Source organism: Collinsella aerofaciens ATCC 25986, from assembly GCF_964239575.1.
Lineage (GTDB): Bacteria > Actinomycetota > Coriobacteriia > Coriobacteriales > Coriobacteriaceae > Collinsella > Collinsella aerofaciens_BQ.
Genome location: NZ_CAXSQQ010000001.1, coordinates 328,903 through 352,522 on the forward strand (window position 1 = coordinate 328,903; position 23,620 = coordinate 352,522).

At 60.8% G+C, this 23,620-nt stretch carries 19 protein-coding genes; 8 read left to right on the forward strand and 11 right to left on the reverse strand.

Annotated elements, in window-relative coordinates; translation table 11 throughout:
* Positions 1-16: 16 nt before the first annotated feature.
* The gene (locus ACESUZ_RS01645; protein ID WP_373198112.1) at positions 17-1,354 is read right to left on the reverse strand and encodes a glutamine synthetase family protein; all 1,338 of its coding nucleotides are present in this window, start codon (positions 1,352-1,354) and stop codon (positions 17-19) included.
* 134 nt (positions 1,355-1,488) lie between these two features.
* Positions 1,489-2,511 (reverse strand): LacI family DNA-binding transcriptional regulator, encoded by a 1,023-nt coding sequence (locus ACESUZ_RS01650; protein WP_373198113.1) that lies wholly within the window; start codon positions 2,509-2,511, stop codon positions 1,489-1,491.
* A gap of 235 nt (positions 2,512-2,746) precedes the next feature.
* On the opposite strand from ACESUZ_RS01650, the gene ACESUZ_RS01655 reads away from it, so the two are divergent.
* Positions 2,747-3,781 carry a PfkB family carbohydrate kinase gene (locus ACESUZ_RS01655; protein ID WP_373198114.1) on the forward strand — a complete coding sequence of 345 codons (1,035 nt, stop codon included), beginning with the start codon at positions 2,747-2,749 and terminating at the stop codon, positions 3,779-3,781.
* Between the two features lie 254 nt (positions 3,782-4,035).
* Positions 4,036-4,677, forward strand: coding sequence for a bifunctional 4-hydroxy-2-oxoglutarate aldolase/2-dehydro-3-deoxy-phosphogluconate aldolase (eda, locus tag ACESUZ_RS01660; protein WP_138114104.1), 642 nt, complete (start codon positions 4,036-4,038; stop codon positions 4,675-4,677).
* Positions 4,678-5,070: 393 nt separating this feature from the next.
* Here eda and ACESUZ_RS01665 read toward each other — a convergent pair whose 3' ends face one another.
* A complete protein-coding gene (locus tag ACESUZ_RS01665; protein WP_373198115.1) occupies positions 5,071-5,763 on the reverse strand; it encodes a GntR family transcriptional regulator in 693 nt (230 codons plus the stop codon).
* Positions 5,764-6,117: 354 nt separating this feature from the next.
* Here ACESUZ_RS01665 and ACESUZ_RS01670 point away from each other — a divergent pair, with 354 nt between their 5' ends.
* Complete coding sequence (locus ACESUZ_RS01670) at positions 6,118-6,288, forward strand: DUF8462 domain-containing protein (RefSeq protein ID WP_373198116.1); 171 nt, start codon at positions 6,118-6,120, stop codon at positions 6,286-6,288.
* Positions 6,289-6,538: 250 nt separating this feature from the next.
* Here the strand turns inward: ACESUZ_RS01670 and ilvD are convergent, their stop codons facing one another.
* Together ilvD and ACESUZ_RS01680 are read right to left on the reverse strand one after the other, a co-directional pair.
* On the reverse strand, positions 6,539-8,317 hold the full coding sequence (gene ilvD, locus ACESUZ_RS01675) for a dihydroxy-acid dehydratase (protein ID WP_373198117.1): 1,779 nt from the start codon (positions 8,315-8,317) through the stop codon (positions 6,539-6,541).
* 108 nt (positions 8,318-8,425) lie between these two features.
* A complete protein-coding gene (locus ACESUZ_RS01680) occupies positions 8,426-8,605 on the reverse strand; it encodes a GntT/GntP/DsdX family permease (protein WP_205217223.1) in 180 nt (59 codons plus the stop codon).
* On the opposite strand from ACESUZ_RS01680, the gene ACESUZ_RS01685 reads away from it, so the two are divergent.
* From ACESUZ_RS01685 to ACESUZ_RS01695, 3 genes are all read left to right on the forward strand, one after another.
* On the forward strand, positions 8,595-8,966 hold the full coding sequence (locus tag ACESUZ_RS01685) for a FadR/GntR family transcriptional regulator (protein ID WP_368163167.1): 372 nt from the start codon (positions 8,595-8,597) through the stop codon (positions 8,964-8,966). The genes ACESUZ_RS01680 and ACESUZ_RS01685 overlap by 11 nt on opposite strands.
* 160 nt (positions 8,967-9,126) lie before the next feature.
* Complete coding sequence (locus ACESUZ_RS01690; RefSeq protein ID WP_138114095.1) at positions 9,127-9,936, forward strand: gluconate 5-dehydrogenase; 810 nt, start codon at positions 9,127-9,129, stop codon at positions 9,934-9,936.
* A 140-nt stretch (positions 9,937-10,076) separates the two neighbouring features.
* On the forward strand, positions 10,077-10,718 hold the full coding sequence (locus ACESUZ_RS01695) for an RpiB/LacA/LacB family sugar-phosphate isomerase (protein ID WP_117563655.1): 642 nt from the start codon (positions 10,077-10,079) through the stop codon (positions 10,716-10,718).
* 118 nt (positions 10,719-10,836) lie between these two features.
* On the opposite strand, the gene ACESUZ_RS01700 is transcribed toward ACESUZ_RS01695, so the two are convergent.
* The 4 genes from ACESUZ_RS01700 to kdpA all read right to left on the reverse strand — a co-directional run bounded on the left by ACESUZ_RS01700 (position 10,837) and on the right by kdpA (position 17,529).
* Entirely contained in the window at positions 10,837-12,786 is a 1,950-nt protein-coding gene (locus ACESUZ_RS01700) for an FAD-dependent oxidoreductase (RefSeq protein WP_373198118.1), read from the reverse strand.
* Positions 12,787-13,031: 245 nt separating this feature from the next.
* Positions 13,032-13,622, reverse strand: a complete 591-nt coding sequence (kdpC, locus tag ACESUZ_RS01705) for a potassium-transporting ATPase subunit KdpC (protein WP_161115485.1) — start codon at positions 13,620-13,622, stop codon at positions 13,032-13,034.
* A gap of 12 nt (positions 13,623-13,634) precedes the next feature.
* Complete coding sequence (kdpB, locus tag ACESUZ_RS01710) at positions 13,635-15,689, reverse strand: potassium-transporting ATPase subunit KdpB (RefSeq protein WP_373198119.1); 2,055 nt, start codon at positions 15,687-15,689, stop codon at positions 13,635-13,637.
* A 16-nt stretch (positions 15,690-15,705) separates the two neighbouring features.
* Positions 15,706-17,529, reverse strand: coding sequence for a potassium-transporting ATPase subunit KdpA (gene kdpA / locus ACESUZ_RS01715; protein WP_373198120.1), 1,824 nt, complete (start codon positions 17,527-17,529; stop codon positions 15,706-15,708).
* 298 nt (positions 17,530-17,827) lie between these two features.
* On the opposite strand from kdpA, the gene ACESUZ_RS01720 reads away from it, so the two are divergent.
* Together ACESUZ_RS01720 and ACESUZ_RS01725 are read left to right on the forward strand one after the other, a co-directional pair.
* Positions 17,828-20,599, forward strand: coding sequence for an ATP-binding protein (locus tag ACESUZ_RS01720; RefSeq protein WP_373198121.1), 2,772 nt, complete (start codon positions 17,828-17,830; stop codon positions 20,597-20,599).
* Positions 20,592-21,296 (forward strand): response regulator transcription factor, encoded by a 705-nt coding sequence (locus ACESUZ_RS01725; protein ID WP_250786872.1) that lies wholly within the window; start codon positions 20,592-20,594, stop codon positions 21,294-21,296. The genes ACESUZ_RS01720 and ACESUZ_RS01725 overlap by 8 nt, the downstream gene beginning before the upstream one ends.
* Positions 21,297-21,393: 97 nt before the next feature.
* On the opposite strand, the gene ACESUZ_RS01730 is transcribed toward ACESUZ_RS01725, so the two are convergent.
* Positions 21,394-22,611, reverse strand: coding sequence for an FAD-dependent oxidoreductase (locus tag ACESUZ_RS01730; protein ID WP_373198122.1), 1,218 nt, complete (start codon positions 22,609-22,611; stop codon positions 21,394-21,396).
* A 102-nt stretch (positions 22,612-22,713) separates the two neighbouring features.
* On the reverse strand, positions 22,714-23,619 hold the full coding sequence (locus ACESUZ_RS01735; RefSeq protein WP_373198123.1) for a sugar phosphate isomerase/epimerase family protein: 906 nt from the start codon (positions 23,617-23,619) through the stop codon (positions 22,714-22,716).
* Position 23,620 lies beyond the last annotated feature (1 nt).

A 23,620-nucleotide genomic window follows, 5' to 3' on the forward strand; every position in this document is an offset into this window, starting at 1 on the left:
GAACAAGCCAGCGCGATTAGGAGTTCGCCAGATAATGCTTGATCTCCCACTCGGTGATCGTGGACTCAAACTTATGCCACTCGTTACGCTTCTTTTTGAGGAAGAAGCTGTGAATGTGCTCGCCGAGGGCATCCTTCATAAACTGCGAGTCCTCAAAGACGTCGAGCGCCTCTTTGAGCGAGCGCGGCAGCGGCGTGTAGCCGGCCTCAAGCATCTGACGGTCGGTGAGCTTGAGCGTCTCGGCCGTGGCCTCGGGCGGGAGCTCCAGCTTGCGCTCGATACCGTCCAGACCAGCCGCCAGCGTGACGGCGTTGACCAGGTACGGGTTGGCCATGGGGTCGGGACTGCGCAGCTCGATGCGCGTGGACAGCTGCTTGCCGGGCTTGTAGACCGGGATGCGGACCATGCTCGCACGATTGCGCAGGCCCCACGTGGCATACTGCGGCACGGAGTCGCCACCCGTGGTGATGCGTTTGTACGAGTTGACCGTGGGGTTGGTGATGGCGCTGATCTCGCGCGCGTGTGCCAGGATGCCGGCCATGTAGTGCTTGGCGATATCGGAGAGGTGGTACCTCTCGTCGTCCTCGCCCCAAAAGACGTTGTTACCGTCGTGGTCGAACAGCGACTGATGCAAAAACATGGCGCTGCCGTCCTCGCCCGCCAACGGCTTGGGCATAAAGGAGGCGTGGCAACCGCTCTCGTAGGCTTGCTGCTTAATGATGAGCTTGGCCGTGGTGATGGCGTCGGACATGCTCAGGGCCTCGGCGTGGCGCAGGCTCATGCCGTGCTGCGAGCGGCCGGCGGCGTGGAAGGTGTACTCCACGGGCACGGACATCTTCTCGAGCGTGAGGACCGTGCTGCGGCGCAGGTCGCGAGCGGCATCGCTCACCGAAAGATCGAAGTAGCCCACGTTGTCGAGCGGCTCGGGGGTGTGCTCGTCGGGGAAGTAGTAATACTCCAGCTCGGCACCCACGTTGAGCAGATAACCAGCCTTCTCGGCCTTGCGGAACATGCGGCGCAGGGCATCGCGCGGGTCGCCGGCAAACGGCTTGCGATCGGGAGTGCACACGTCGCAGAACACGCGGGCGACGCCGTTATGGCTCGGGCGCCACGGCAGAATCTGGAAGGTCGAAGCATCGGGGAACGCCAGCATGTCGGCTTCCTCGGGCGTGGCAAAGCCCTCGATGGCAGAGCCGTCAAAGCCAATACCCTCCTCAAAAGCGACCTCGAGGTCCTCGGGGCTAATGGCAAAGTTCTTGAGGCGGCCGAGAATGTCGACAAACCACAGACGCACAAAGCGGATGTCACGCTGCTCTACGGAGCGGAGTACGTAATCGATGTTCTGCTGGTTCATGTCGCTCCCCTTTCTTTCGGGCGGGTTTCGACTGGTCTATATCGCAGATACTATCGCAGAAAAATGTTTCCGCAGGGTTAAAGCGTATCAAGCGCTCAAAAAACGTGTGCGAACAGGCCGTTGCGAACGAGTGACTAACGCAAGGTTGAGGCGCGGTGTTCGATGTGGCCGGGGATCTCGATGCGTTTGGGCGCCAGCTTTGCGGCTTCGCCCACGGTGGTGGTAACAACGTCGATGCGCTCTGAGAGGCGCTCTACCACGCGCTCGGCGATGGTAAGGGTGTCCTGCGCGGCTGTGGTCACACCGCCAAAGAGCACGTGGTTCCAGGGGTAATCGTCAAACGTCGCGATCTTAAGACCGGCCGGCAACGAGGGTCCCAACTGTGCCAGTGCCTCGGTCAGGCGTAGGAAGACCAGGCCGTTGACAGCGATAAGGCCGAGTCTTTTGCCCGCATAGCCGCGGATGGTCTCGTCCAAGCGGCCAACGCCAGTGGCACCGCCATCGGCCAAGGTGACAACCTCGCCGGCAAGGCCGCGTCGCGACAGCTCGTCGGTAAAGGCCTCGGCGCGCTCGCGACGCACGGGGCTGTCATCGCTTGCCTCGGTGAGCAGGCACAGGCGCTCGCTGCCAGCGGCAGCCAAGGCGTCTACCAAGCCGGCAACCAGCTCGCGGTTGTTAGATGTCACCAGATCGACACCGCCGGCAGCAACATCGCGGTCGAGCAGCACAACGGGTAAACGTCCCGCGGCAGCGGCGATTGCCTCGTCGTTACCGCCGCAGGTATTGACGACCAGGCCGTCCACGCCGGCGTCGATAAGCCTGGTGAGCGATTCGGCCTCTTTAGCGGGATCGTTGCCGCTAATGGCCGTCATAAGCGAGCAGCCGCGCGCGGCGGCACTGGCGGAAAGCCCTTCGAGCATGGCACTGGAGAACGGGTTGGCGATGTCGGCCAGGATCACGCCGATGAGGTTGGTGCGTGAGCTGCGCAGATTGCGTGCGGCGGCACGTGGGCGATAGCCGGTGCGCTCGATAACCGCCGCGATGCGAGCGCGGGTCTCCTCGGTCATCTGCCCGGGGCGGTTGTTGAGATAGCGCGAGACCGTGGCCGGGCTCACGCCCGCCTCGGCGGCAATGTCCTTGATTCTCATCTGCGCCATGGCGCACCCCGTTTCCCAATTGTCAGCAGTCTGAGCCATTTTAGGCATTTTTTTAAAAATCTCGCTTGCAAAAGGCTGTAGGTGAGTATACTACAACTCGAAACGAAACCGATTTCGTAAACCGATTTCGGCGAGCGTTGGCACGTAGGTGCAAAGATGTACCCTACCGTCTTGGCACCTCCGTGCCAACGCCATATCAAAGGTGTACGCACGAGCAAGAAGGAGCTGCGCAACCATGGGTAAAACGGTTCTTACCTTCGGCGAGATCATGATGAGGCTCTCGCCCAAAGACCATCTGCGCATTGAGCAGGCGACCGAGTTTGATGTCCGCTACGGCGGCGCCGAGGCCAACACCGCGCTTTCCCTGGCCTACCAGGGCGACAAGGCCGCTTACGTCTCCGTTGTCCCGGCCAACCGTCTGGGCGAGTGCGCTCTGCGCTCGCTGAAGGCCTACGGCGTCGACACCACGCGCGTCGTACGTCAGGGCGATCGCCTGGGCTCCTATGTCTTTGAGGTCGGTGCCTCGCAGCGCGGCAACGGCTGCGTCTACGACCGCAAGTACTCTGCCATTAACATGGCCAAGCGCGACGTCTTTGATTGGGACGAGATCCTCAAGGGCATCGATGTCTTCTATTTCTCCGGCGTGACGCCCGCTGTCTCCGACGAGATGGCCGCTGCGTGCAAGGATGCCCTCACCGCCTGCCGCGCCAAGGGCATCACCACCGTGTGCGACGTCAACTATCGCGGCAAGATGTGGTCGCCCGAGAAGTCGCAGACCACCATGAAGGAACTCCTGCCGCTCGTCGACGTCTGCATCGCCAACGATGAGGACGCACCCGCCGGCCTCGGCATGACCTGCGTCTCCGGCTCCCTTGCCCACGGCATTGAGGAGCGCGACACCTACGTCGAGATGGCCCGTCAGATCTGCGCCGAGTACGGCTGCAAGAAGGTCGCTTCGGTCGTCCGCAACATCTCCTGCGTCGAGCGCTCCATCTGGATGGGCATGCTCTATGACGCCGAGAGCGGCGCGCACTGGTTCTCCCCCGCTCACGACGTGCACGTGCTCGAGGGCGTTGCCGCCGGCGACGCTTTCAACGCCGGCCTCGTCCATGCCCTCATCAACGACTTTGACCCGCAGGACGCCGTCAACTACGCGATTGCGGCCTCGATCCTCAAGCTCACCATCAAGGGCGATTCCAACATGGTGACTGCTGACGAGATTGCCGCTGTGGCATCAGCCGCCGACGGTGGCACCCGCGTCGCCCGTTAATTCGTTCCCCATTCTGCGGGCTGCAGTTTCCCATACCCATACCTCTGCAGCCCGCTCCCCGATTCCTCCGGTCGGGCAAAACCACCAGTCCCATTCCGGTTTTGTCTGGCATTTCCTACATGACTGGTCGTGCAGCCGGTTTTGGAATTGCTTGAACCCCAAGCAGTGCCTCCGATAACCAATCCAAAATCGGCTCCTGACCAGCACATTTGGCAATCACGCGCCCATGCGCGCCACACATCGAAAGGAACATCATGTTCGATCAGTTTTACACCACGCTTAAGTCCCTGGGCATCGTGCCGGTCGTTGTGCTCGATAAGGTCGAGGACGCCGCTCCGCTCGCCCACGCCCTTATGGCAGCTGGCATGAAGTCCGCCGAGGTCACCTTCCGCACCGCCTGCGCCGCCGAGTGCATCGCCGCTATGGCCGAGGCCGAGCCCGAGATGTGCGTTGGCGCCGGCACTGTCCTGACCGTCGAGCAGGTTGAGCAGGCCCGCGCAGCCGGTGCCAAGTTCATCGTCTCCCCGGGTTACAACGAGGACGTTGTGAAGCACTGCATCGACATCGACCTGCCTGTCCTTCCCGGCACCGTAACCCCCTCCGAGGTCACCGCAGCCGAGAACCTGGGCCTCAAGGTCACCAAGTTCTTCCCCGCGTCCCAGTATGGCGGCCTGAACACCATCAAGGCCCTCGCCGCTCCGTTTGTCGGTCACCGCTTTATGCCCACCGGCGGCGTGAGCACTGCCAACGTCGAGGAGTACCTGAGCTCCTCCGCCATCATCGCCTGCGGTGGCACCTGGATGGTCAAGCCGGCCCTGTTTGCCGACGGCGACTTCTCCAAGGTCGAGCAGATTGCCCGCGAGGCCATGGACGTCGTCAAGAAGGTCCGCGGCTAGGTTTAGCTCTCTATCGTGAAAGGGGGCGTGCCCTAGACCTCGTCCCCTTTCTTTTAAAGCGGCTCGGAAGCGCGCCGTTTCCGTCACGAACAAGAACCGAAACCGTCTTGTATGCTGATAGAACGTGACGGAAGCGACACGCCCCCGAGCCGCTTTACTTACTCGGTTGGCAACCGCGTCCAACTGAGCCACTTCGGTAAAAGCCGAGCCATCAAAACAGTTGCGGCGCCGTCTGGAGGAATGGACCCTTGCTTCCGGTCTTTTCCTCCAAGCGGCGCCGCAGCTTTTTTGTGCCCCGATAGTGCCCCGGCAGTTGCGGTAAGATACGGACTGCTTACACCATCAGAGCCGCAAAACAATCCCTATTTCACCGCAACTAATGAAGGGGACGAGTTAGATGGCCGAGTCTTTGGACAGCTCAAAATAGTCGGGATGCAAGGCGATAACCGGACCTTGCTCTTCGGGCATCAGGTGCAGGTGCGTCTCTGCCAGATAACTCGCCGCATCGGTATCGCCCCTCTTAATGGCCTCGAGAATCCGGCGATGCTGCCGACGAATCGGCTCCCAATCCAGATCCTGCGACACCATACGCAACCAGTTGTATCGCTCAAAATGCGTGTTGATGCTCTTCATCCAATCCCACAACATGTGGCGGCCGGCAATCTCAAAGCACGTCTCGTGGAACAGGTTATCCAGATCGAAAAAGCGACGCGTTTCGCTATGGTCGAGCGACTCGGACTCGGCAAGAATCTGCTCGAGCCGATGCTTTTGCTCGGGCGTGGCGGCCGAGCAGCATTTAATGAGCACGCTTCTCTCGAGTTTCTCACGCAAGAAACAGGCGTTCTCGGCGCGCTCCATGCTGATTTTTGAGACATAGGTGCCGCTTTTGGGACGAGTTTCCACCAGCTCCTGCTCACGCAGGCGCACAAATGACTCGCGAATGGGCGTGCGCCCGATTCCCGTCTCCTTTTCCAGACCAATCGCCGAAAGGCGCGTGCCGGGCTTGAGCTCGGCATAGATAATCTTGGAGCGTAATGCGTTGTATGCCTGATCTTGCAGGCTCTGATAATGCTGGTGCTGTTCCATAAAGCCCTCGGATGAAGCCTCGGTTTGTCGAATATCACCACGTAATACTATCGCATCGACACGTCCCAACTCCCAACCGGTCTTTTGGGATGTGTCTCTTTTACCTGCCCTGTCCCGTCGATCGGCACCCTTGCCACAAAAGGGGCCCATCTACTACGTTAACGCGGATAGCCCCGACCATGCCGAAAACTGCAAAAATAAAACCGCAGGTAGACAGCTTGTTGATTTTCGAAAAAGCCGGCTATGGTTGACCCTTGCGGCTTAAACATAGTAGATGGGCTATATTCGCGGCACAGGTGCTATTCCGATCCCAAATTGGCATCCTATTCCACGCAACTTATATGTTCAGCCAGCATGACTTCCGACAACCTAGGCAAAACACCTAAGCAGGTAGGCTCCATCCGTAGTCGCCTGCTGAGAGAATCGATTATCGAGGCTCCTTCGTACGGCAAGGTCTCATTTGCCATCCCCTACATGCGCGACTACCTCTACGAGCACAAAGCCGAACTGGAAGTTGAACTGTAGAAACGGCAACTGTCCTGCAAGACGAAAACCGTTTTCGTGCGGATTTATAGCAGACGCAAACGGTTTACGTCTTGATTTGCGTCCGGAATAAGGATGGAAATTGCGCTTTCGTACGTTTTTTCCCTAGACGCAACGTGCTTTCGTCCGACGATACGTCTGCAATCCAGACGAAAAGAACCCCGAGCTCGTATGAACTCGAGGCTCTTTGTGCCGCGCATCTATGAGAGGAGATATTTGATGCGCATGGGCGCTACTCCATGTAGCCCCCTTGAATGGCGGAAACTGCATGCTCGGTAAAGAACTTGAGCGTGCCGGAGGTATAGCGATTAGCCTTGGGCTTCCAAGCGGCTCGGCGCTCGGCCAGGACGGCGTCGACCTCGGCCGGCTCCATCTCCTTACCGGCGATGCCCACGATGGACAGCGAGCGCTCGGGGATGTTGATTCGGATAAGGTCGCCCTCCTCAATCAGGGCAATCGGACCGCCCACAGCGGCCTCGGGCGAAACGTGACCGATAGCCGGGCCCTTGGAGGCGCCGGAGAAGCGGCCGTCAGTGATCAGGGCAATGCTCGCGCCCAGCTCGGGGTCGCTGGCGATAGCTTCGGTGGTGTAGAACATCTCGGGCATACCGGAACCCTTGGGTCCCTCATAGCGAATGATAACGGCATCGCCGGGCTTGACCTCGTGCGTCAGGACGGCGTGAATGGCGTCCTCCTCGCAGTCGAACGGACGGGCTTTGAGCGTAGCCTGGAACATCTCGCGCGGAACGACGGTGTGCTTGACGACCGCGCCCTCGGGAGCAAGATTGCCGTGAAGGATGGCGATGGAGCCGTCGGTACCAAAAGCCTGGTCAAACGGGCGAATGATGTCCTCGCGCCTAAGGTTCCACTTCTCCAAGTAGCGGCCACACTTCTCGTAGTAGCCATTGTTCTTAAGGTCCTCGAGGTTTTCGCCGAGAGTCTTGCCGGTGACGGTCATAACGTCGAGGTGGAGCATCGACTTGATCTCCTCCATGATGCGCGGCACGCCGCCCGCATAGTAGAAGAACTGCGCCGGCCACTCGCCTGCGGGGCGAACGTTGAGCAGATAGTGGGCGCCACGGTGCAGGCGATCGAAATCGTCGGCGGACATCTCGATGCCAAACTCGCGGGCGATCGCGGGAATGTGCAGCAGCGAGTTGGTGGAACCGGAGATGGCGCCGTGGACCATGATGAGATTCTCGAAGGACTCCTTGGTCACGATGTCGCGGGGGCACAGGTTGTGCTCGGAGAGCCACACGGACTGACGGCCAGCCTCGCGCGCAAACTCACGCAGATCGGAGCTGGTTGCGGGCAGCAGAGCCGTGCCGGGGAGCATAAGGCCCAGGGCCTCGGCGGTAACCTGCATGGTCGAGGCGGTACCCATAAAGGAGCAGGCGCCGCAGCTGGGGCATGCGTTGTGCTTGGCAAACTCGAGCTCCTCGCGGGAAATCTCGCCGCGCTCATAGCGGGCCGAGATGGCGCCGAGCTGCTCCAGGGTCAGCAGGTCGGGACCGGCATCCATGACACCGCCGGTAACGACGATGGAGGGGATGTTGATGCGGCCCATGGCCATGAGGTTCGCAGGCAGACCCTTATCGCAGCTGGCGACAAAGACGCCGGCGTCGAATGGAGTGGCCTTGGCATGAATCTCGATCATGTTGGCGATCATGTCGCGGCTGGGCAGCGAGTAGTTGATGCCGTCGTGGCCCTGGGCCTCACCGTCGCAAATGTCGGTGCAGAAGTAACGGGCACCGTGGCCACCAGCCTCGGCAACGCCAGCGCGCACCTCCTCGACCAGCTCGAACAGGCCGGCAGAACCCGGGTGCGAGTCGCCAAACGTCGACTCGATGATGACCTGCGGCTTGTCCAGATCCTCAATGGTCCAGCCGGAGCCCAGACGCAGTGGGTCCATCTCGGGGCTAATGGTGCGGAACTTGCCAGATCGCGGCTGCAGCTTGGCAACCAGGTCGGCCGCCTCCTGTTGAATCTGCGCTTTGGTCTTCTCGTCCATGATGCTCTCCTCTTTTGGTTTGAACGGTTGTACCAATCGTTGGTTAATGAATCAGGTGTAAATGGGTACCGAGCGATGCACTCGGTGAAAGATGCTTAGCTACGCGAACTAGGCGAAGAACGAAATCACCAAGGCGCAGGCAAGACCCGAAAGGCCGATGAGCGTCTCCATAACGGTCCAGGACTTGAGGGTGGTCTTCTCGTCAATCTCCAGGAACGAGGAGCACATCCAAAAACCGGCATCGTTGACGTGCGAGAGCGCCGTGGCGCCGCCGCAGATGGCACGCATGGAGGCCGAGCACGCAACCAACGACCAGGTCGTCTGTATCAAAGAGCTCTGCGACGAATCCGAGCGCCTGGCCGAGGCCGGTGAGGATTACTCCGCCGCCGACACCGCGTTCCACAATGCCATTGCCGAGAGCTCCGGAAACCTCGTCGTTCCCCGCCTGATGGGCGTGCTCAAGGCATCCGTCCCCCTCTTTATCGACGTGACTGGCAAAAAGCTCGTCGAGGAAACTATCCGCACGCACCGCGATGTGGCCGACGCCATCGCCTCGCGCAATCCCACCGCCGCGCACGACGCGATGTATCTGCACCTGGTGTATAACCGTAACATGATCGCAGAGGGCACGCAGGAACAGAGCGAATAAACGTCCGCGCGGCAAGGGCGAAATCACCGTTTACCTTTTAAAAGTGAACGTTCACCTGATTTTAGGAGAATCTGATTTTTAAATCATCCTCTTCTCCTATACTGACCTTGTATGAAAAGCAAGACTTATATAGATGAACGTTTCTTTTGAAAGGATCGCTATGTCTGATCTTATGGACAGTTTCCGTCTGGACGGCAAGGTCGCACTGGTAACCGGCGCCACCTATGGCATTGGCATGGCTATCGCCGAGGCGCTCGGAGAGGCTGGCGCCAAGATCGCCTTTAACGCACGTCACGCCGACAAGGTAGCCGAGGCCGAGAAGCACTACCGCGAGCTGGGCTTTGAGGCTCATGGTTACGTGGCAGACGTCACCGACGAGGCCGTCGTTGCCGAGCTCATCGCCAAGATCGAGGCCGACTTTGGCACCACGCCCGACATCCTGGTCAACAACGCCGGCGTTATCCAGCGCACCCCGATGCTCGACATGAGCGCCGAGGACTTCCGCCGCGTCGTCGATATTGACCTCAACGCACCGTTTATCGTGTCCAAGGCCTGCCTGCCCGGCATGATCGCCAAGGGCCACGGCAAGATCATCAACATCTGCTCGATGATGAGCGAGCTAGGTCGCGAGACCATCGCCGGCTATGCCGCCGCCAAGGGCGGACTCAAGATGCTCACCAAGAACATCTGCTCGGAGTTTGGCGAGGCCAATATCCAGTGCAACGGCATTGGACCCGGCTACATCGCCACGCCGCAAACCGCACCCCTGCGCGAGACGCAGCCCGACGGCAGCCGCCACCCGTTTGACCAGTTCATCATTGCCAAGACGCCGGCCGCCCGTTGGGGCACGCCCGAGGATCTGAAGGGCCCCGCCGTGTTCTTGGCTTCCGATGCATCGAACTTCGTCAACGGCCACATCCTCTACGTCGACGGCGGCATCCTCGCATACATTGGAAAGCAGCCTCAATAAGCGTCGCCGCAACTGCCCATATCAGGTTTCATCCACTCGTTTTTCATTTGAGTTGCGGTGAGATAAGGATTGGTTTTGGCTTCTATCAGGCAAAACAGTCCGTATTCCACCGCAAGTTAGAAATAGAAAGGTAATTCGCAATGAAGATCGCTCTGATCAATGAGAACTCTCAGAACTCCAAGAACCCTATGATCGAGGCTGCCCTTAAGAAGGTTGTCGAGCCCATGGGGCACACCGTCTTTAACTATGGCATGTATGCCGACGCCGATTCCAAGCCCCTCACCTACGTGCAGAACGGCATCCTTGCCGCCGTGCTGCTGAACTCCGGCGCTGCCGACTACGTCGTGACCGGCTGCGGCACCGGCGAGGGCGCCATGCTCGCCTGTAACTCCTTCCCCGGCGTGCTGTGCGGCCACGTTGCCGACCCGCTCGACGCCTACACCTTTGCCCAGGTCAACGATGGCAACGCCGTTGCCATGCCCTTCGCCCTCAAGAACGGCTGGGGCCAGGAGCTCAATCTTGAGTACACCTTCGAGAAGCTCTTTGGCTTTGGTTCGGGCAACGGCTATCCTGCCGAGCGCGTTGAGCCCGAGCAGCGCAACAAGAAGATCCTCGACGGCGTGCGCGCTGTGACCATGCGTCCGCTCGTCGACGTCCTGGGCGAGATCGATCAGGACCTGGTGAAGGGCGCACTTGCCGGCGAGCACTTCCAGGAGTACTTCTTTGCCAACGCCACCGACGAGGCCATCATCGCCAAGGTCAAGGAGCTCCTGGGGCTCTAATCGCACGACTCATTGCAGCTAACGCAAGCGGCGGTCGTCCCACGTACGGGACGACCGCCGCTTTTTGCTATCTACCGACTGACGCCGCGGGGACAGGCCCCATGCACCAAGGGATTAACTAGAGCTCGCAGGCAACCTTGTAGCCATCGCCGATGGCATCGCGGATGTTGCCACACTCCTGGGCGTCGCCCAGCACGTGGACAGCAACGCCAGCGGCAGCAAGGTCGTCGGCCAACTTGGTATTGGGACGATAGCCCATGGCAAGTACCAGCGTATCGGCATCGGCGATGGTGTGGACCTCGCCGTCCTTCTCATAGCTGATGGCATCCTCGGTAATCTCGGTCACCTTGGCCTCGGTCAGCACGTGAACGCCCTTGGAGAGCATGCGCGTGATGAGCACCGCGCGACCGGCACCGCCCTCGTTGGCGGCGAGCGTCTTGGTCATCTCGATGACGGTGACATCGCGGTTGGCCGGCGACAGGTCGTTGACCAGCGGGGCCAGGTAGTCGGCCGTCTCGCAACCGACGGTGCCGCCGCCGACGATGACAATCTTCTTGCCCGGGAAAGCCTTGCCACCCAGCAGGTCGTCAGCTGTCATAACCTGCTTAAAGCCCTGCATAAAGGCCGGAGCGATGGGCTCGGCGCCATAAGCCAGGACAACTTCGTAACCCGCGTAGTCACGCTGAATGTCCTCGGCAGTAAGCTCGGTGCCAAATACGCACTCCACGCCGGCCTCGGCCAGGCGACGGTACTGATACTTGATCACGCGGGTGAGCTCCTGCTTTGCCGGCGGAACGGCCGCGATGCGCATCTCGCCGCCCGGTTCGTCCTGCTTGTCCACGAGCACCACGTTGTGGCCGCGCTTGGCGGCAATGTAGGCCGCCTCCATACCCGCAGGACCGGCACCCACAACCAGCACGTTCTTGACCTCGGCGGCAGGCTCGTAGCCAGCCTCGTCGCGCTCCACGTCCGGGTTGACAGTGCAGGAGATGCGCTTGCCAAACATAATGCCGTTCAGGCAGCGCAGGCAGCCGATGCAGGGGCGGATGTCGTCGGCGTTGCCGGCAGCGGCCTTATTGCAGAACTCGGCATCGCACAGATTGGCGCGGCCCATCATACAGATGTCGGCAGCGCCGTCCTCGATCAGCTCCTCGGCGATCCAGGCCTCGTTGATACGTCCGACGGTGGCGACGGGAATGTTGACGTGCTTCTTGATCTCGCGCGAGCAGGCGGCATGCGAGGCCTGCTGCGTACCGGCGGCGGGAATCGCGGAGCCGCGCTTGATGGTGGTGCCGCCCGACACATGAATCATGTCGACGCCGGCCTTCTCCAGGCGACGCGAGACGTAGATCATGTCGTTGAGGGTCAGGCCGCCATCGGTGTACTCGTCGCCCGAGATACGGACGTCGATGATAAAGTCCTTGCCGCAGCGCTCGCGAATCTCAGCGATGACCTCGAGTAAGAAGCGCATGCGGGCGTCGAGCGAGCCGCCGTACTCATCGGTACGCTTGTTATAGAGCGGGGTCAAGAAACCGCCGAGCATGCCGTGGGCGTGCGCCGCATGGACCTCGACGCCATCGACACCGGCCTTCTGCATACGCACGGCAGCGTCGCCAAACTGATGCGTGAGCTCGTGAATCTCATCGACCGTAATGGGGCGCGGCGCCTCGCGGGCATAGGACGGGCCCACAAAGGACGGAGCGATCAGGCGCGGCGTACCCGGAATGTTAAAGGCCATGTAGGCGGGGTGGAAGAGCTGCGGCATGATCTTGCAGCCATACTCGTGGACGGCCGCGGCGAGCTTTTCCCAGCCAGGGATAAACGTGTCGTCGTAGCAGCACATGTCACCCGGCAGATAGGTATAGGTAGGCTCGACCGTCACGACCTCGGTGATGATGAGGCCCACGCCGCCCTTGGCGCGGGCACGGTAATGATCGACCAAGTCGTCGGTCACATAGCCATGATCGGCCAGGTTGGTGGACACCGGCGGCATAAAGACGCGGTTCTTGACCTCGGTCGTACCGACCTTGATCGGGCTAAAGAGCATTGGATAGGCAGAGGACTCCATACAGGGTTCCTTTCATTTGAGCCGCTCGGCGGCAGTTGCTGACTTATCTATCGTACCAGCAACCGCACGGTACCCGACCGCACGCACTCCCCTGCCTACGTATCGACCCACAAAAAGTTGCGGTGGAATACGGAGTAGATAAGGCCTTTGACAGCCAAGACAGTCCGTATTTCACCGCAACTGATGGGCGGGGTGGACTTGAGGGCTCAGATAGCCAGTCATGCCCTCATCCGCCACTCCCTCACCTACAGCGCGCCGTCCAGCATAAGGTTCACCTTGAGCACGTTGACCGTGGGCTCGCCGAACACGCCGAGGAAACGGCCCTTGGTGCACGCGGCAATGATGTCGCGCACCTCGTCCTCACTTTTGCCCGTGGCCTTGGCAAGGCGCGGGACCTGGTACTCGGCGGCATCGGGAGAGATCTCGGGGTCGAGCCCTGAGCCGGAACACGTCACCAGGTCGACGGGCACAGCGTCCATATCGGCATCGGGGTTGGCGGCGCGGATCTTCTTCACGCGCGCATCCACAAGCTGCCGATACTCCTCACTCGCCGGGGACAGGTTGGATGGGGCACCATACGCCATGAGCTCGCCATCTTCGCCTTCGAAAATTGACACGTTCTGGATGCGGCCCCACATGTGGTCCTCATCCTCGAAGTTCTGGCCGATGAGCTCGGAACCCACAACCTTGCCGTCGACCGTAATGAGCGAACCGTTCGCCTGATACGGGAACGCAACCTGGGCGATGCCGGTCACGACGAGCGTATAGCCCAGGCCGCAGACAACGGTAAACAGCGCGAACACGCCCAGTGCGCGCGATGCAACACCTTTGAACATACAAACCTCCACTTACATAATGCCGCAGAACGCGAGCAGCATGTCGATGAGCTTGATGAATACGAACGGGGCAACGATGCCGCCCAGACCCCACACGAGCAGGTTGTGGATCAGCAGCTGTCCGGACGGTACCTCGCGGTACTTAACGCCCTTCAGCGCGGCCGGGATCAGCGCGACGATAACGAGCGCGTTATAGATGATGGCCGAAAGAACCGCGGACAGCGGGCTTGCCAGACCGAGGATGTTGAGCGCGCCAAGGCCCGGGTAGATCGGTGAGAACAGGGCCGGGATGATAGCGAAGTACTTCGCCATGTCGTTGGCCACCGAAAAGGTCGTGAGCGAACCGCGGGTCATGAGCAGCTGCTTGCCGATACGCACGACCTCGATGAGCTTGGTGGGGCTGGAGTCGAGGTCGACCATGTTGCCGGCCTCCTTGGCAGCCTGGGTGCCCGTGTTCATGGCCACGGCGACGTCGGCCTGGGCCAGAGCGGGCGCGTCGTTGGTGCCGTCGCCGGTCATGGCGACCAGGTGGCCCTCACGCTGGAACTCGCGGATCTTCTCAAGCTTGCCTTCAGGGGTGGCCTCGGCCAGGAAGTCGTCAACGCCGGCCTCGGCGGCGATTGCCGCGGCGGTGAGCGGGTTGTCGCCCGTCACCATGATGGTCTTGATGCCCATCTTGCGCAGGTCGGCGAACTTCTCCTTAACGCCGGACTTGATGATGTCCTTGAGGTACACAACGCCCAGCACGCGGCAGTTCTTGGTCACGACCAGCGGGGTGCCGCCGGCCTTGGCGATGCGCTCGACGGCCTCGTCGCACTCCTGGGAGAACACGCCGCCGGCTGCCTCCACATAGGTGCGCACGGAATCGGCAGCGCCTTTGCGGATCTCATTGCCCTCGTAGTTCACGCCGGACATACGCGTTGCCGCGGTGAACGGGATAAACTCCATACCCTTATCCTCGAGTGTGCGGCCGCGCAGACCGAACTGCTCCTTGGCGAGGACGACGATGGAGCGGCCCTCGGGGGTCTCGTCGGCCAGCGAGGAAAGCTGGGCGGCATCGGCCAGCTCCGCGGGATCGACGCCGTCGACCGGGATGAACTCGGCGGCTTGGCGGTTACCCAGGGTGATGGTGCCGGTCTTGTCGAGCATGAGGATGTCGACGTCGCCGGCGGCCTCGATGGCGCGGCCGGACATGGCCAGCACGTTGGCCTCGTTCAGACGGCTCATGCCGGCGATGCCGATGGCGGACAGAAGGGCGCCGATGGTAGTGGGAGCCAGGCACACGAGCAGCGCCACGAGCGTGGTCACGGCCGTGGGGTTGTCCATGTCGTTAAGACCGACCGAGAAGCAGGAGTAACAATACAGGGCCAGCGTGACCAGGATAAAGACGATGGAGAGGGCCACCAGGAAGATCTCCAGAGCGATCTCGTTAGGGGTCTTCTTGCGCGCGGCACCCTCGACCATCGCGATCATCTTGTCCAGGAAGCTCTGGCCGGGCTCACTGGAGATCTTGACGATGATCCAGTCGGACAGCACCGTGGTACCGCCGGTAACGGCAGAGCGGTCGCCGCCGGCCTCGCGGACCACGGGGGCGGACTCGCCAGTGATGGCGGACTCGTCAACGGAAGCAGCGCCCTCGATGACGTCGCCGTCGCCGGGAATCTGCTCGCCGGCGCGCACGATCACCAGGTCGCCGCGCGTGAGCTCGGTGCCGGGAACGACGGTGAAGTGCTCCTTGTCCTCAACGGACTCGATGCGATGGGCCTCGACATCCTTCTTGGCCGCACGCAGGGAATCGGCCTGGGCCTTACCGCGGCCCTCGGCAAGCGCCTCGGCGAAGTTCGAGAACAGGTCGGTAAGCCACAGGATGACCGCGATGGCGACCACATAGTAGGTGGGCACACCCGCGTCCTGCACACCGAAAATGGAAGCGACGGCCAGGACGGAGGTCATGACGGCGGAAAGCCACACCAGGAACATGACCGGGTTTTGAATCTGGACGCGAGGATCCAGCTTGGCAAACGAGTCGCGGACCGCGCGGCCCATCATGTCTTTTTGCATAGTCATAAATCTGCGCCCTCCTTTACGCAATCATCTGGAAGAACTCGGCAACGGGGCCAAGCGCCAGGGCCGGGAAGAAGCTCAGGGCACCGATCAGCAGAACGATGAACACGAGCAGGAATACGAACATGCCGTTGGTGGTAGACAGGGTACCGGCGCTCTCGGCGACCTTGCCCTTCTTGGCCAGCGAGCCGGCGATAGCCAGCGTACCGATGATGGGCATGAAGCGGGCGAACAGCATCTCGAGGCCGAGCATGACGTTGATCCAGGGAATGTTGCAGTTCATGCCTGCAAACGCCGAGCCGTTGTTGCCGCCGCATGAGGTGAAGGCATACAGCGCCTCGGAGAAGCCGTGCGCGCCACCATTGTTGAGCTGGTCGGCAAGACCGGGCACCATGCAGGCGATGGCCGAGCACACCAGAATGGCAAACGGAGTTGCCAAGCACAGGACAACTGCCCAGCGCATCTCGCCCGGCTCGATCTTCTTGCCCAGGAACTCAGGCGTGCGTCCGACCATGAGGCCGGCGATGAACACTGTAAGGATGGCGAAGCCGATCATGCCGTACAGGCCGCAGCCCACGCCGCCGAAGACGACCTCGCCCAGAGCAATCTGGAGCATCTGGACAAAACCGCCCAGCGGGGTGTAGGAGTCGTGCATGGAGTTGACCGAGCCGTTGGAAGCAGCCGTCGTGAAAGCGGACCAGGTAGAAGAGGAGGCGATGCCAAAGCGGCTCTCCTTGCCCTCCATGTTGCCGCCGGCCTGGCCGTCGGTCATCTCGATATTGACCGCTCCGCCATCGGCCAGCTGCGGGGTGCCCGCATGCTCGTTGACGGCGATGATGCCGGTGAAGATCACCAGCAGGATGAACATGGCGGCAAAGATGGCCTTGCCCTGCTTGGTGTTCTTGACGCCGACACCGAAGGCGAAGCAACAGGCGGCCGGGATCAGCAGCAGGCTGGTCATCTCGATGATGTTGGTGAAGGCACTGGGGTTCTCATACGGATGGGCGGAGTTCACGCCGAAGAAGCCGCCGCCGTTGGTGCCGGACTGCTTGATGGCGACCTGAGAAGCCGCGGGACCCTGGGGCAGGAACTGCTCGGTGACCACGCGCGCGCCCTCGACAACCTTGCCGTCGACCTTGACCGTGTCGCCCTCGATCTGGGCGCCGTCGATGACGCTCCAGCCGCCGTCTGCATTAGGCTGAACAGCGACGGGTTCTACGAGCTCAGCCTTCTGAGCCGGCTGGAAGTTGGAGATGACGCCACCGGCAGCCAGGCAGATGCCGAACACGAGGTTCAGCGGGATGAGCACATACAGGACGGTGCGGGTGAGGTCGACCCAGAAGGAACCCAGACCCTGCTCCTTGACCTGACGGAAGCCGCGGGTCAGCGCGAACATGACCGCGATACCGGTGCCAGCGGAAACGAAGTTCTGCACAGTGAGGCCCATGAACTGCACAAGGTAGGACAGGGTGGTCTCACCGGAGTAGGACTGCCAGTTGGTGTTGGTTATGAAGGAAGCAGCCGTATTGAACGACAGGTCCCATGACACACCCGGCAGGTGCTGGGGATTGCCTGGCAAGAAGGACTGAAGCGCCTGGAGTGCCACAAGAGTCACGAGGCCGATCCCCGAAAAGACCAGCACGCTCGCCAGATAGCGCCTACACCCCATCTGTTCTGCCGCGTCGATGCGAAGCAGACGATAGACGCCACGCTCCACAGGAGCAATCACAGGCGACAGGAACGTATGCTCACCATCCATGATATGGGCCATGAACCGACCGAGCGGAACGGCCAGGACGACGAGTACGGCAAAGTACAAGATGTACTGAATCGCAGCGTCCATAGTTTACGAATCACTCCTCATCAGAATGTAGATGTAATAGATAAGAAGTCCAATGCAGACGACTCCGATGATGGGAATGAGGATGTCCATTTACCGCCCCTTTCACACGCGGTCCGATGTCTCGGACGCCTGCCCTCGCAAGCGTCTGGGGACAGTAAACGCTTCTAGGGATTAAAGAGGCGTGAGGGCCGGGGCTCACGTCCTTAAGATGCCGTAAAGATGCAGGTAGAAAGCACTATTGCAGCTGCAGTGCGCCTATACTCGACCTCGCGAGCATACAGTGGTGTCTTCACCGCGTATGCACGCATGGACAACGCTTCAGAAAGGCTACGCTATGCAGCGCGACGCATCGGACACTCGCGTCAATCCAGACCTCATCCTCAAGGCAATTGAGAAAGACGAGGTCGCCGATGACACTCGAACCAGCCGGGGACACCTCAAAATTTTCTTTGGCTACGCTGCTGGCACAGGCAAAACCTATGCGATGCTTCAAGCCGCCCACGCCGCCAAGCGGCGAGGTGTCGACGTCGTCGCGGGATACATCGAGCCGCACGAACGTCCGGCAACTGCCCATCTTGCACAAGGGCTTGAGAACGTGCCCTGTAAACTCATCGAGCACAACGGCATTGCGCTCAGCGAGTTCGATCTAGATGCGGCTATCGAACGCGCCCCTCAGCTCATCCTTGTCGACGAGCTCGCCCATACGAATGCGCCGGGGTCTCGCCACGACAAACGCTATCAAGACGTCGAGGAGCTTCTACATGCGGGCATCGACGTCTATACGACCGTGAACGTTCAGCATATCGAGAGCCTAAACGACATGGTTGCATCCATCACCGGCGTTGTCGTGAGCGAACGAATCCCCGACCGTATCTTCGATGATGCCGACCAGGTCGAGCTCGTCGACATAGAGCCCGAAGACCTACTTGAGCGCCTTCGCGCCGGCCTCGTCTACCGTCCCGCACAAGCCGACCGAGCGCAACAGCATTTTTTTACCGTCGAGAACCTCACCGCACTCCGAGAAATCGCGCTGCGCCGCTGCGCCGATCGCACTGGTCACCTCACAGACGCCGCACGCGTGCTGGGAAACCGTGACTACTACACCAGGGAGCGTATCTTAGTCTGTGTCTCCCCGGCGCCGACCAATCCCCGCATCGTCCGTGCCGCCGCACGCATGGCGAAAGCGTTTCGCAGCGAGCTCGTCGCCCTGTTCGTAGAGAGCCCGCGCACGCAAGCCATGAGCGATGATGAGCGCGCCAAGCTTGCAGCCAATATCGCCCTAGCCGAGCAGCTCGGAGCACATATGGAAACCGTCTATGGCGACGACATCGCGTTTCAGATCTCCGAGTTCGCGCGCCTGTCGGGTATTTCGAAGATCGTCATGGGGCGCACGGGCGAGCGCAGCAGCGTCCGTCAGGCCCTCTTCGGCCGCAAATCTCTCGTAGAACAGCTCATAACATTCGCCCCGAACCTCGACATTTACATCATTCCAGAACAGTCGACTCCGCCCTCCCGCCCCAAAGGACGCCGCCATGCGCTCGCCCTGCAGCCGCCCAGCAGCCGAAACGTGCTTCGCACGCTGGCCCTCTCTCTTGCCGCCACGGCGATCGGCACGGCTTTCCGCCATCTGGGATTTGCCGATTCCAGCATCATATCCCTCTATATCTTCACGGCCCTGCTGACCGCCGTCACCACGACGGGGCGTATCTGCACGATCGTATCGAGCGTGCTCTCTGTAGTGCTTTACAACTTCTGCTTCGTCACGCCTCTGTTTTCGCTCGCCAGCTACGACCGAAGCTATCTGGTCACGTTCGGCATCATGTTCGCCACCGCTATGGTCGCCGGCGAGTTAACTGCGCGCATCGCCGACAACGCCCGTACATCCGCCGAGAACGCATTCAAAACGCGCGTACTCCTCGAAACGAACCAGCTCTTGCAGCAAGCCCATAGCGCGGAGGAGTGCGCCCGCGTCGCCATGAACCAACTCGTCAAACTGCTAAAACTCGACGTGGTCTTCTACCCCGCCGAACACGGCACGCTCGGCAAGGCGCTCTATGAGTCCGCTGGCACCGAAAACCGATCCGCGTCGCTGCTCACCGACTACGAGCGCGCCGTTGCAACCTGGACCTACACCAACAACAAGCGCGCGGGCGCAAGCACGCGGACCCTGCCTGAGGCGCGCTGTCTCTACCTCGCGGTTCGCACCGGCGACAAGGTATTCGGTGTCATCGGCATCGCCCTGGAGGGGCGCGAGATCGAAGCCTTCGAGCATTCGATCGTCCTATCTATCGTAGGTGAATGCGCCTTGGCGCTCGAAAGCGACCGGGCGGCGCAAGAGCGCGAAGAGGCTGCGGTCTTGGCGAAAAACGAGCAGCTGCGCGCCAACCTTTTGCGCTCCATCGGCCACGATTTGAGGACACCCCTCACGGCTATATCCGGATCTGCGGCAATCCTTCGGAAGAGCGACGAGAAGCTCAGCCTCGAACAACGCTGCGATCTTGCCGATGCCATCTACGACGACTCCCTCTGGCTTATCGATACCGTGGAGAACCTCCTCGCCATCACACGCGTCGAGGACGGCACCTTTCGCCTCAACTTAACATCCGAGCTCATCGACGAGGTCATCGAGGTCGCCCTCAGCCATGTCGCCCAAGCATCGCATGGACGTGCCGTCACCATCGAGCACACTGACGACATCCTGCTGGTACGCATCGACGTCCATCTCATCATGCAGGTGCTTACGAATCTCATCATGAACGCCTTCAAATACACGCCCGAGGACTCGACTGTCACCATCAGCGCACGTCGCGAGGGCGCGTTCGTCGTGGTGGACGTCGCAGACGATGGGCCGGGTGTGGCAGACTGCGACAAGCCTCATATCTTTGAGCGCTTCTTCACCTCAAGCAATACGCGGCCCGTGGATTCGCGTCGAAGCATCGGCCTTGGCCTGTCGCTCTGCCGCTCCATCGTGGAGGCGCATGGCGGCGTCATCGAAGTTCGCGACAACCACCCCCATGGGGCTGTCTTCCGTTTTACCCTGCCCGCCGAGGAGATTGAGATTCATGAATAATGCCGCTAAGCCACGTATCCTCCTGGTCGAAGATGACCCGACCGTTCAAAACCTCGTTTCGACCGCGCTTGACCTCCACGGCTATGTCGTGAGCAAGGTTTGCAACGGCCAGGCCGCCATCATGGATGCGGTGTCGCACGGCCCCAGCCTCATCATGCTCGACCTCGGCCTTCCCGACATTGACGGTATCGAGGTCATCACGAAGATCCGAAGCTGGTCGGCAGTCCCCATTATCGTCATTTCGGCGCGCACCGAAGATTCCGACAAGATTGCAGCACTTGACGCAGGGGCAGACGACTACCTCACCAAGCCCTTTTCTGTGGATGAGTTGCTCGCGCGCGTCCGTGCGAATTTGAGGCGCTCCTCGATGGCGTCGAGCGAGTCGACAGAAGCGAGCACGTTTGACAACGGTCCGCTGCATATCGACTACGCCGCGGGATACGCGACAAAAGACGGACGCGAGCTCTCGCTCACCCCAACTGAGTACAAATTGCTCGTCCTTCTGGCGAAAAACGTCGACAAGGTGCTCACCCACACTTTCATCACCCACGAGATATGGGGCACGAGCTGGGACAGCGATCTGGCGAGCCTGCGCGTGTTCATGCGCACCCTGCGCAAGAAGATCGAGGCAGACCCCTCTCACCCCAAGATGATTCAGACACACATGGGTGTCGGGTACCGCATGCAGCGTCTCTAGCCTACCCCACAAAAAGTTGCGGTGAGATACGGAGCAATCGAGGCTTTTGACAGCCAAAACAGTCCGTATTTCACCGCAACTGATGGGCGGGATGGAGTTAGAGGCCCAGGTAGCTGGTCATGCCTTCGACGGCGAGCTTGGCGCCTGCCACGGCATGAACCACGGTGAGCGGGCCGTTAACCACGTCGCCGGCGGCAAAGACGCCAGGCACGGTGGTCATACCGTACTCGTCGACCGAAAGAAGGCCGCGATGATCGGTCTCCAGACCGCCCGTCGTAAGCACAAGCTTGTCCTTGGGCACCTGCGAAGCCGCGATCACAACTGTGTCGGCGGACACATGGTCGAGCTCTTCCTCATAGCCCACCACGTTGTTGTCCTCGTCAAAGATAGCCGTCTCGAACACCGGACCGCTATCGTCGATGGCGCAGATCGCCTTGCCGCACACAATCTCGGCACCGTCAAGCTCGGTCAGCTCCACCTCGTCATCGATGGCCGAGATATGGCGCGATCGAGCATACACGGTGACCTTGCGAGCACCCGAGCGCAGCGCCGTGCGGGCCACATCCATGGCCACGTTACCGGCACCGATGACCGCCACATTCTGTCCGATCGCCACACTCGAAGGATCAACCAGGTAATCGATACCAAACAGCACGTTGCCGCGCGACTCGCCGGGAATACCCAGTTTGCGAGCTCGCCAGGTACCGGTACCGACAAAGACCGCGTCGTAGCCGTCACGTAGCAGGTCATCGATGTGCAGTGCGCCGCCGATGGTGGTCGAGGGGCGCACGCGCACGCCAAGCGAGCACATCACGTGACGGTACTTTTGTACGAGCGCACGGGGCAGGCGGAACTCGGGGATACCGTACTCCAGCACACCGCCGATCTCGGGGCGCTGTTCAAATACCGTGACGGCACAGCCCAGCTGGGCCATCTTAATGGCCACGGTAATACCGGCGGGACCGGAACCGACCACGGCAACCTGTTTGCCGCACGACGGCGCGGGCTTCCACTCCTTACGATCCAAATACGCTGTCGAGATATAGTTCTCGATGCTCGAGAAATGCACGGGTGTGCCCTTGCGGCCCTGAATGCAAGCACCCTCGCACTGGCCCGAATGGTTGCACACCATAGAGCAGACCGCGCTCATGGGATTGTTCTGGAACAGCAGCTCGCCCGCTTCTTCTAGACGACGCTGTTTGAACAGGTCGATGACCTGCGGAATAGGCGTCTGAACCGGGCAGCCCTTAATCTGACAGAACGCCCTTTTACAACCTAGGCAACGATTCGCCTCTTCGACAATGTGGATAGCCACGCAACTCCCCTTTTTGATTCAATCCAATGGGGCGACGATAAAGATCCTTCACCGCTGCCCCAGTCAGGCAAATTTAATCGACCGCCACGGCAAAAGCCGATGCTACAACTCGCAATGCGGAGCCCCGCAGCGAGCGGACATGTGCTCGAGTGTCGCTAGGCAGTCAGCCGCCGTCGACGGCACGCTGTTCTCGACCACACAGGGAATCCCAGGGCAGGCGGCAGCCGCCCAGGCCACCACGGGCTCAAAGTCATAGCGCCCCGTCTCGCCCACGCCGTGACACACCAGGCGCGAACCCGTACCGTCGCACCAACCGGCTTTGTCCTCGTTGTCGACGACCTCAAAATCCTTGGCGTGCAGCACGCGAATCTTGCTGCCGCATAAGTAGAGCATGCGCGCTGTGATTTCCTGCGCTTCGTCAACGACACTGGGGTGCAGCAGCGACACTGGGTCATAGATCACGCCGAGCGACGGGCTCGAGACGCGCTCCAGCACCTCACGGCAGCGATCTGGCGTATTAACCGTCTCGTTCCAACCGGGCTCGATCAGTATTTGCCCACCCACGACCTCGGCCCGATCGCAGACGCGTGCAAGCCCGTCTGCAAACGTATCGAGTGCCTCGTCGGTCATGCGGTCGTCCGCGACGCGGTTCTGCGCATTGGGGCGACCGGTCTCGGTGCCAACCGGGCATCCGCCGAGCATCTGGGCAAAGTTCAAGCATGCCTCGTACTCGGCAAAGATATCCATGAGCTGTTGGCGATCGGGCGTCGCCAGATTCTTATAGCAGCCGAGCACGGCGACCGAAACGCCCGCCTCGTCGAGCACCGCACGCAAATGGTCGGCAAGCTCGCGGGTCAGGCCGCCTCGATCGATTCCCATCGATGCGTAGAGCACCTTGCTCGGCAGCTGAATGCACGAAAAGCCCAGCTCTCCCGCCATGCGAATGCGTTCCTCGACGGTTCCCTGCGGAAGGTCGTGCAAACGTACGCCCGGAGTAATAGCCCCCACG

Bases quoted from the DNA above. Each gene is read 5' to 3' on its own strand.
- ACESUZ_RS01645 (WP_373198112.1), bottom strand. From the start codon at position 1,354: ATGAACCAGCAGAACATCGATTACGTACTCCGCTCCGTAGAGCAGCGT.
- ACESUZ_RS01650 (WP_373198113.1), bottom strand. From the start codon at position 2,511: ATGGCGCAGATGAGAATCAAGGACATTGCCGCCGAGGCGGGCGTGAGC.
- ACESUZ_RS01655 (WP_373198114.1), top strand. From the start codon at position 2,747: ATGGGTAAAACGGTTCTTACCTTCGGCGAGATCATGATGAGGCTCTCG.
- eda (WP_138114104.1), top strand. From the start codon at position 4,036: ATGTTCGATCAGTTTTACACCACGCTTAAGTCCCTGGGCATCGTGCCG.
- ACESUZ_RS01665 (WP_373198115.1), bottom strand. From the start codon at position 5,763: ATGGAACAGCACCAGCATTATCAGAGCCTGCAAGATCAGGCATACAAC.
- ACESUZ_RS01670 (WP_373198116.1), top strand. From the start codon at position 6,118: ATGACTTCCGACAACCTAGGCAAAACACCTAAGCAGGTAGGCTCCATC.
- ilvD (WP_373198117.1), bottom strand. From the start codon at position 8,317: ATGGACGAGAAGACCAAAGCGCAGATTCAACAGGAGGCGGCCGACCTG.
- ACESUZ_RS01685 (WP_368163167.1), top strand. From the start codon at position 8,595: ATGGCACGCATGGAGGCCGAGCACGCAACCAACGACCAGGTCGTCTGT.
- ACESUZ_RS01680 (WP_205217223.1), bottom strand. From the start codon at position 8,605: ATGCGTGCCATCTGCGGCGGCGCCACGGCGCTCTCGCACGTCAACGAT.
- ACESUZ_RS01690 (WP_138114095.1), top strand. From the start codon at position 9,127: ATGTCTGATCTTATGGACAGTTTCCGTCTGGACGGCAAGGTCGCACTG.
- ACESUZ_RS01695 (WP_117563655.1), top strand. From the start codon at position 10,077: ATGAAGATCGCTCTGATCAATGAGAACTCTCAGAACTCCAAGAACCCT.
- ACESUZ_RS01700 (WP_373198118.1), bottom strand. From the start codon at position 12,786: ATGGAGTCCTCTGCCTATCCAATGCTCTTTAGCCCGATCAAGGTCGGT.
- kdpC (WP_161115485.1), bottom strand. From the start codon at position 13,622: ATGTTCAAAGGTGTTGCATCGCGCGCACTGGGCGTGTTCGCGCTGTTT.
- kdpB (WP_373198119.1), bottom strand. From the start codon at position 15,689: ATGACTATGCAAAAAGACATGATGGGCCGCGCGGTCCGCGACTCGTTT.
- kdpA (WP_373198120.1), bottom strand. From the start codon at position 17,529: ATGGACGCTGCGATTCAGTACATCTTGTACTTTGCCGTACTCGTCGTC.
- ACESUZ_RS01720 (WP_373198121.1), top strand. From the start codon at position 17,828: ATGCACGCATGGACAACGCTTCAGAAAGGCTACGCTATGCAGCGCGAC.
- ACESUZ_RS01725 (WP_250786872.1), top strand. From the start codon at position 20,592: ATGAATAATGCCGCTAAGCCACGTATCCTCCTGGTCGAAGATGACCCG.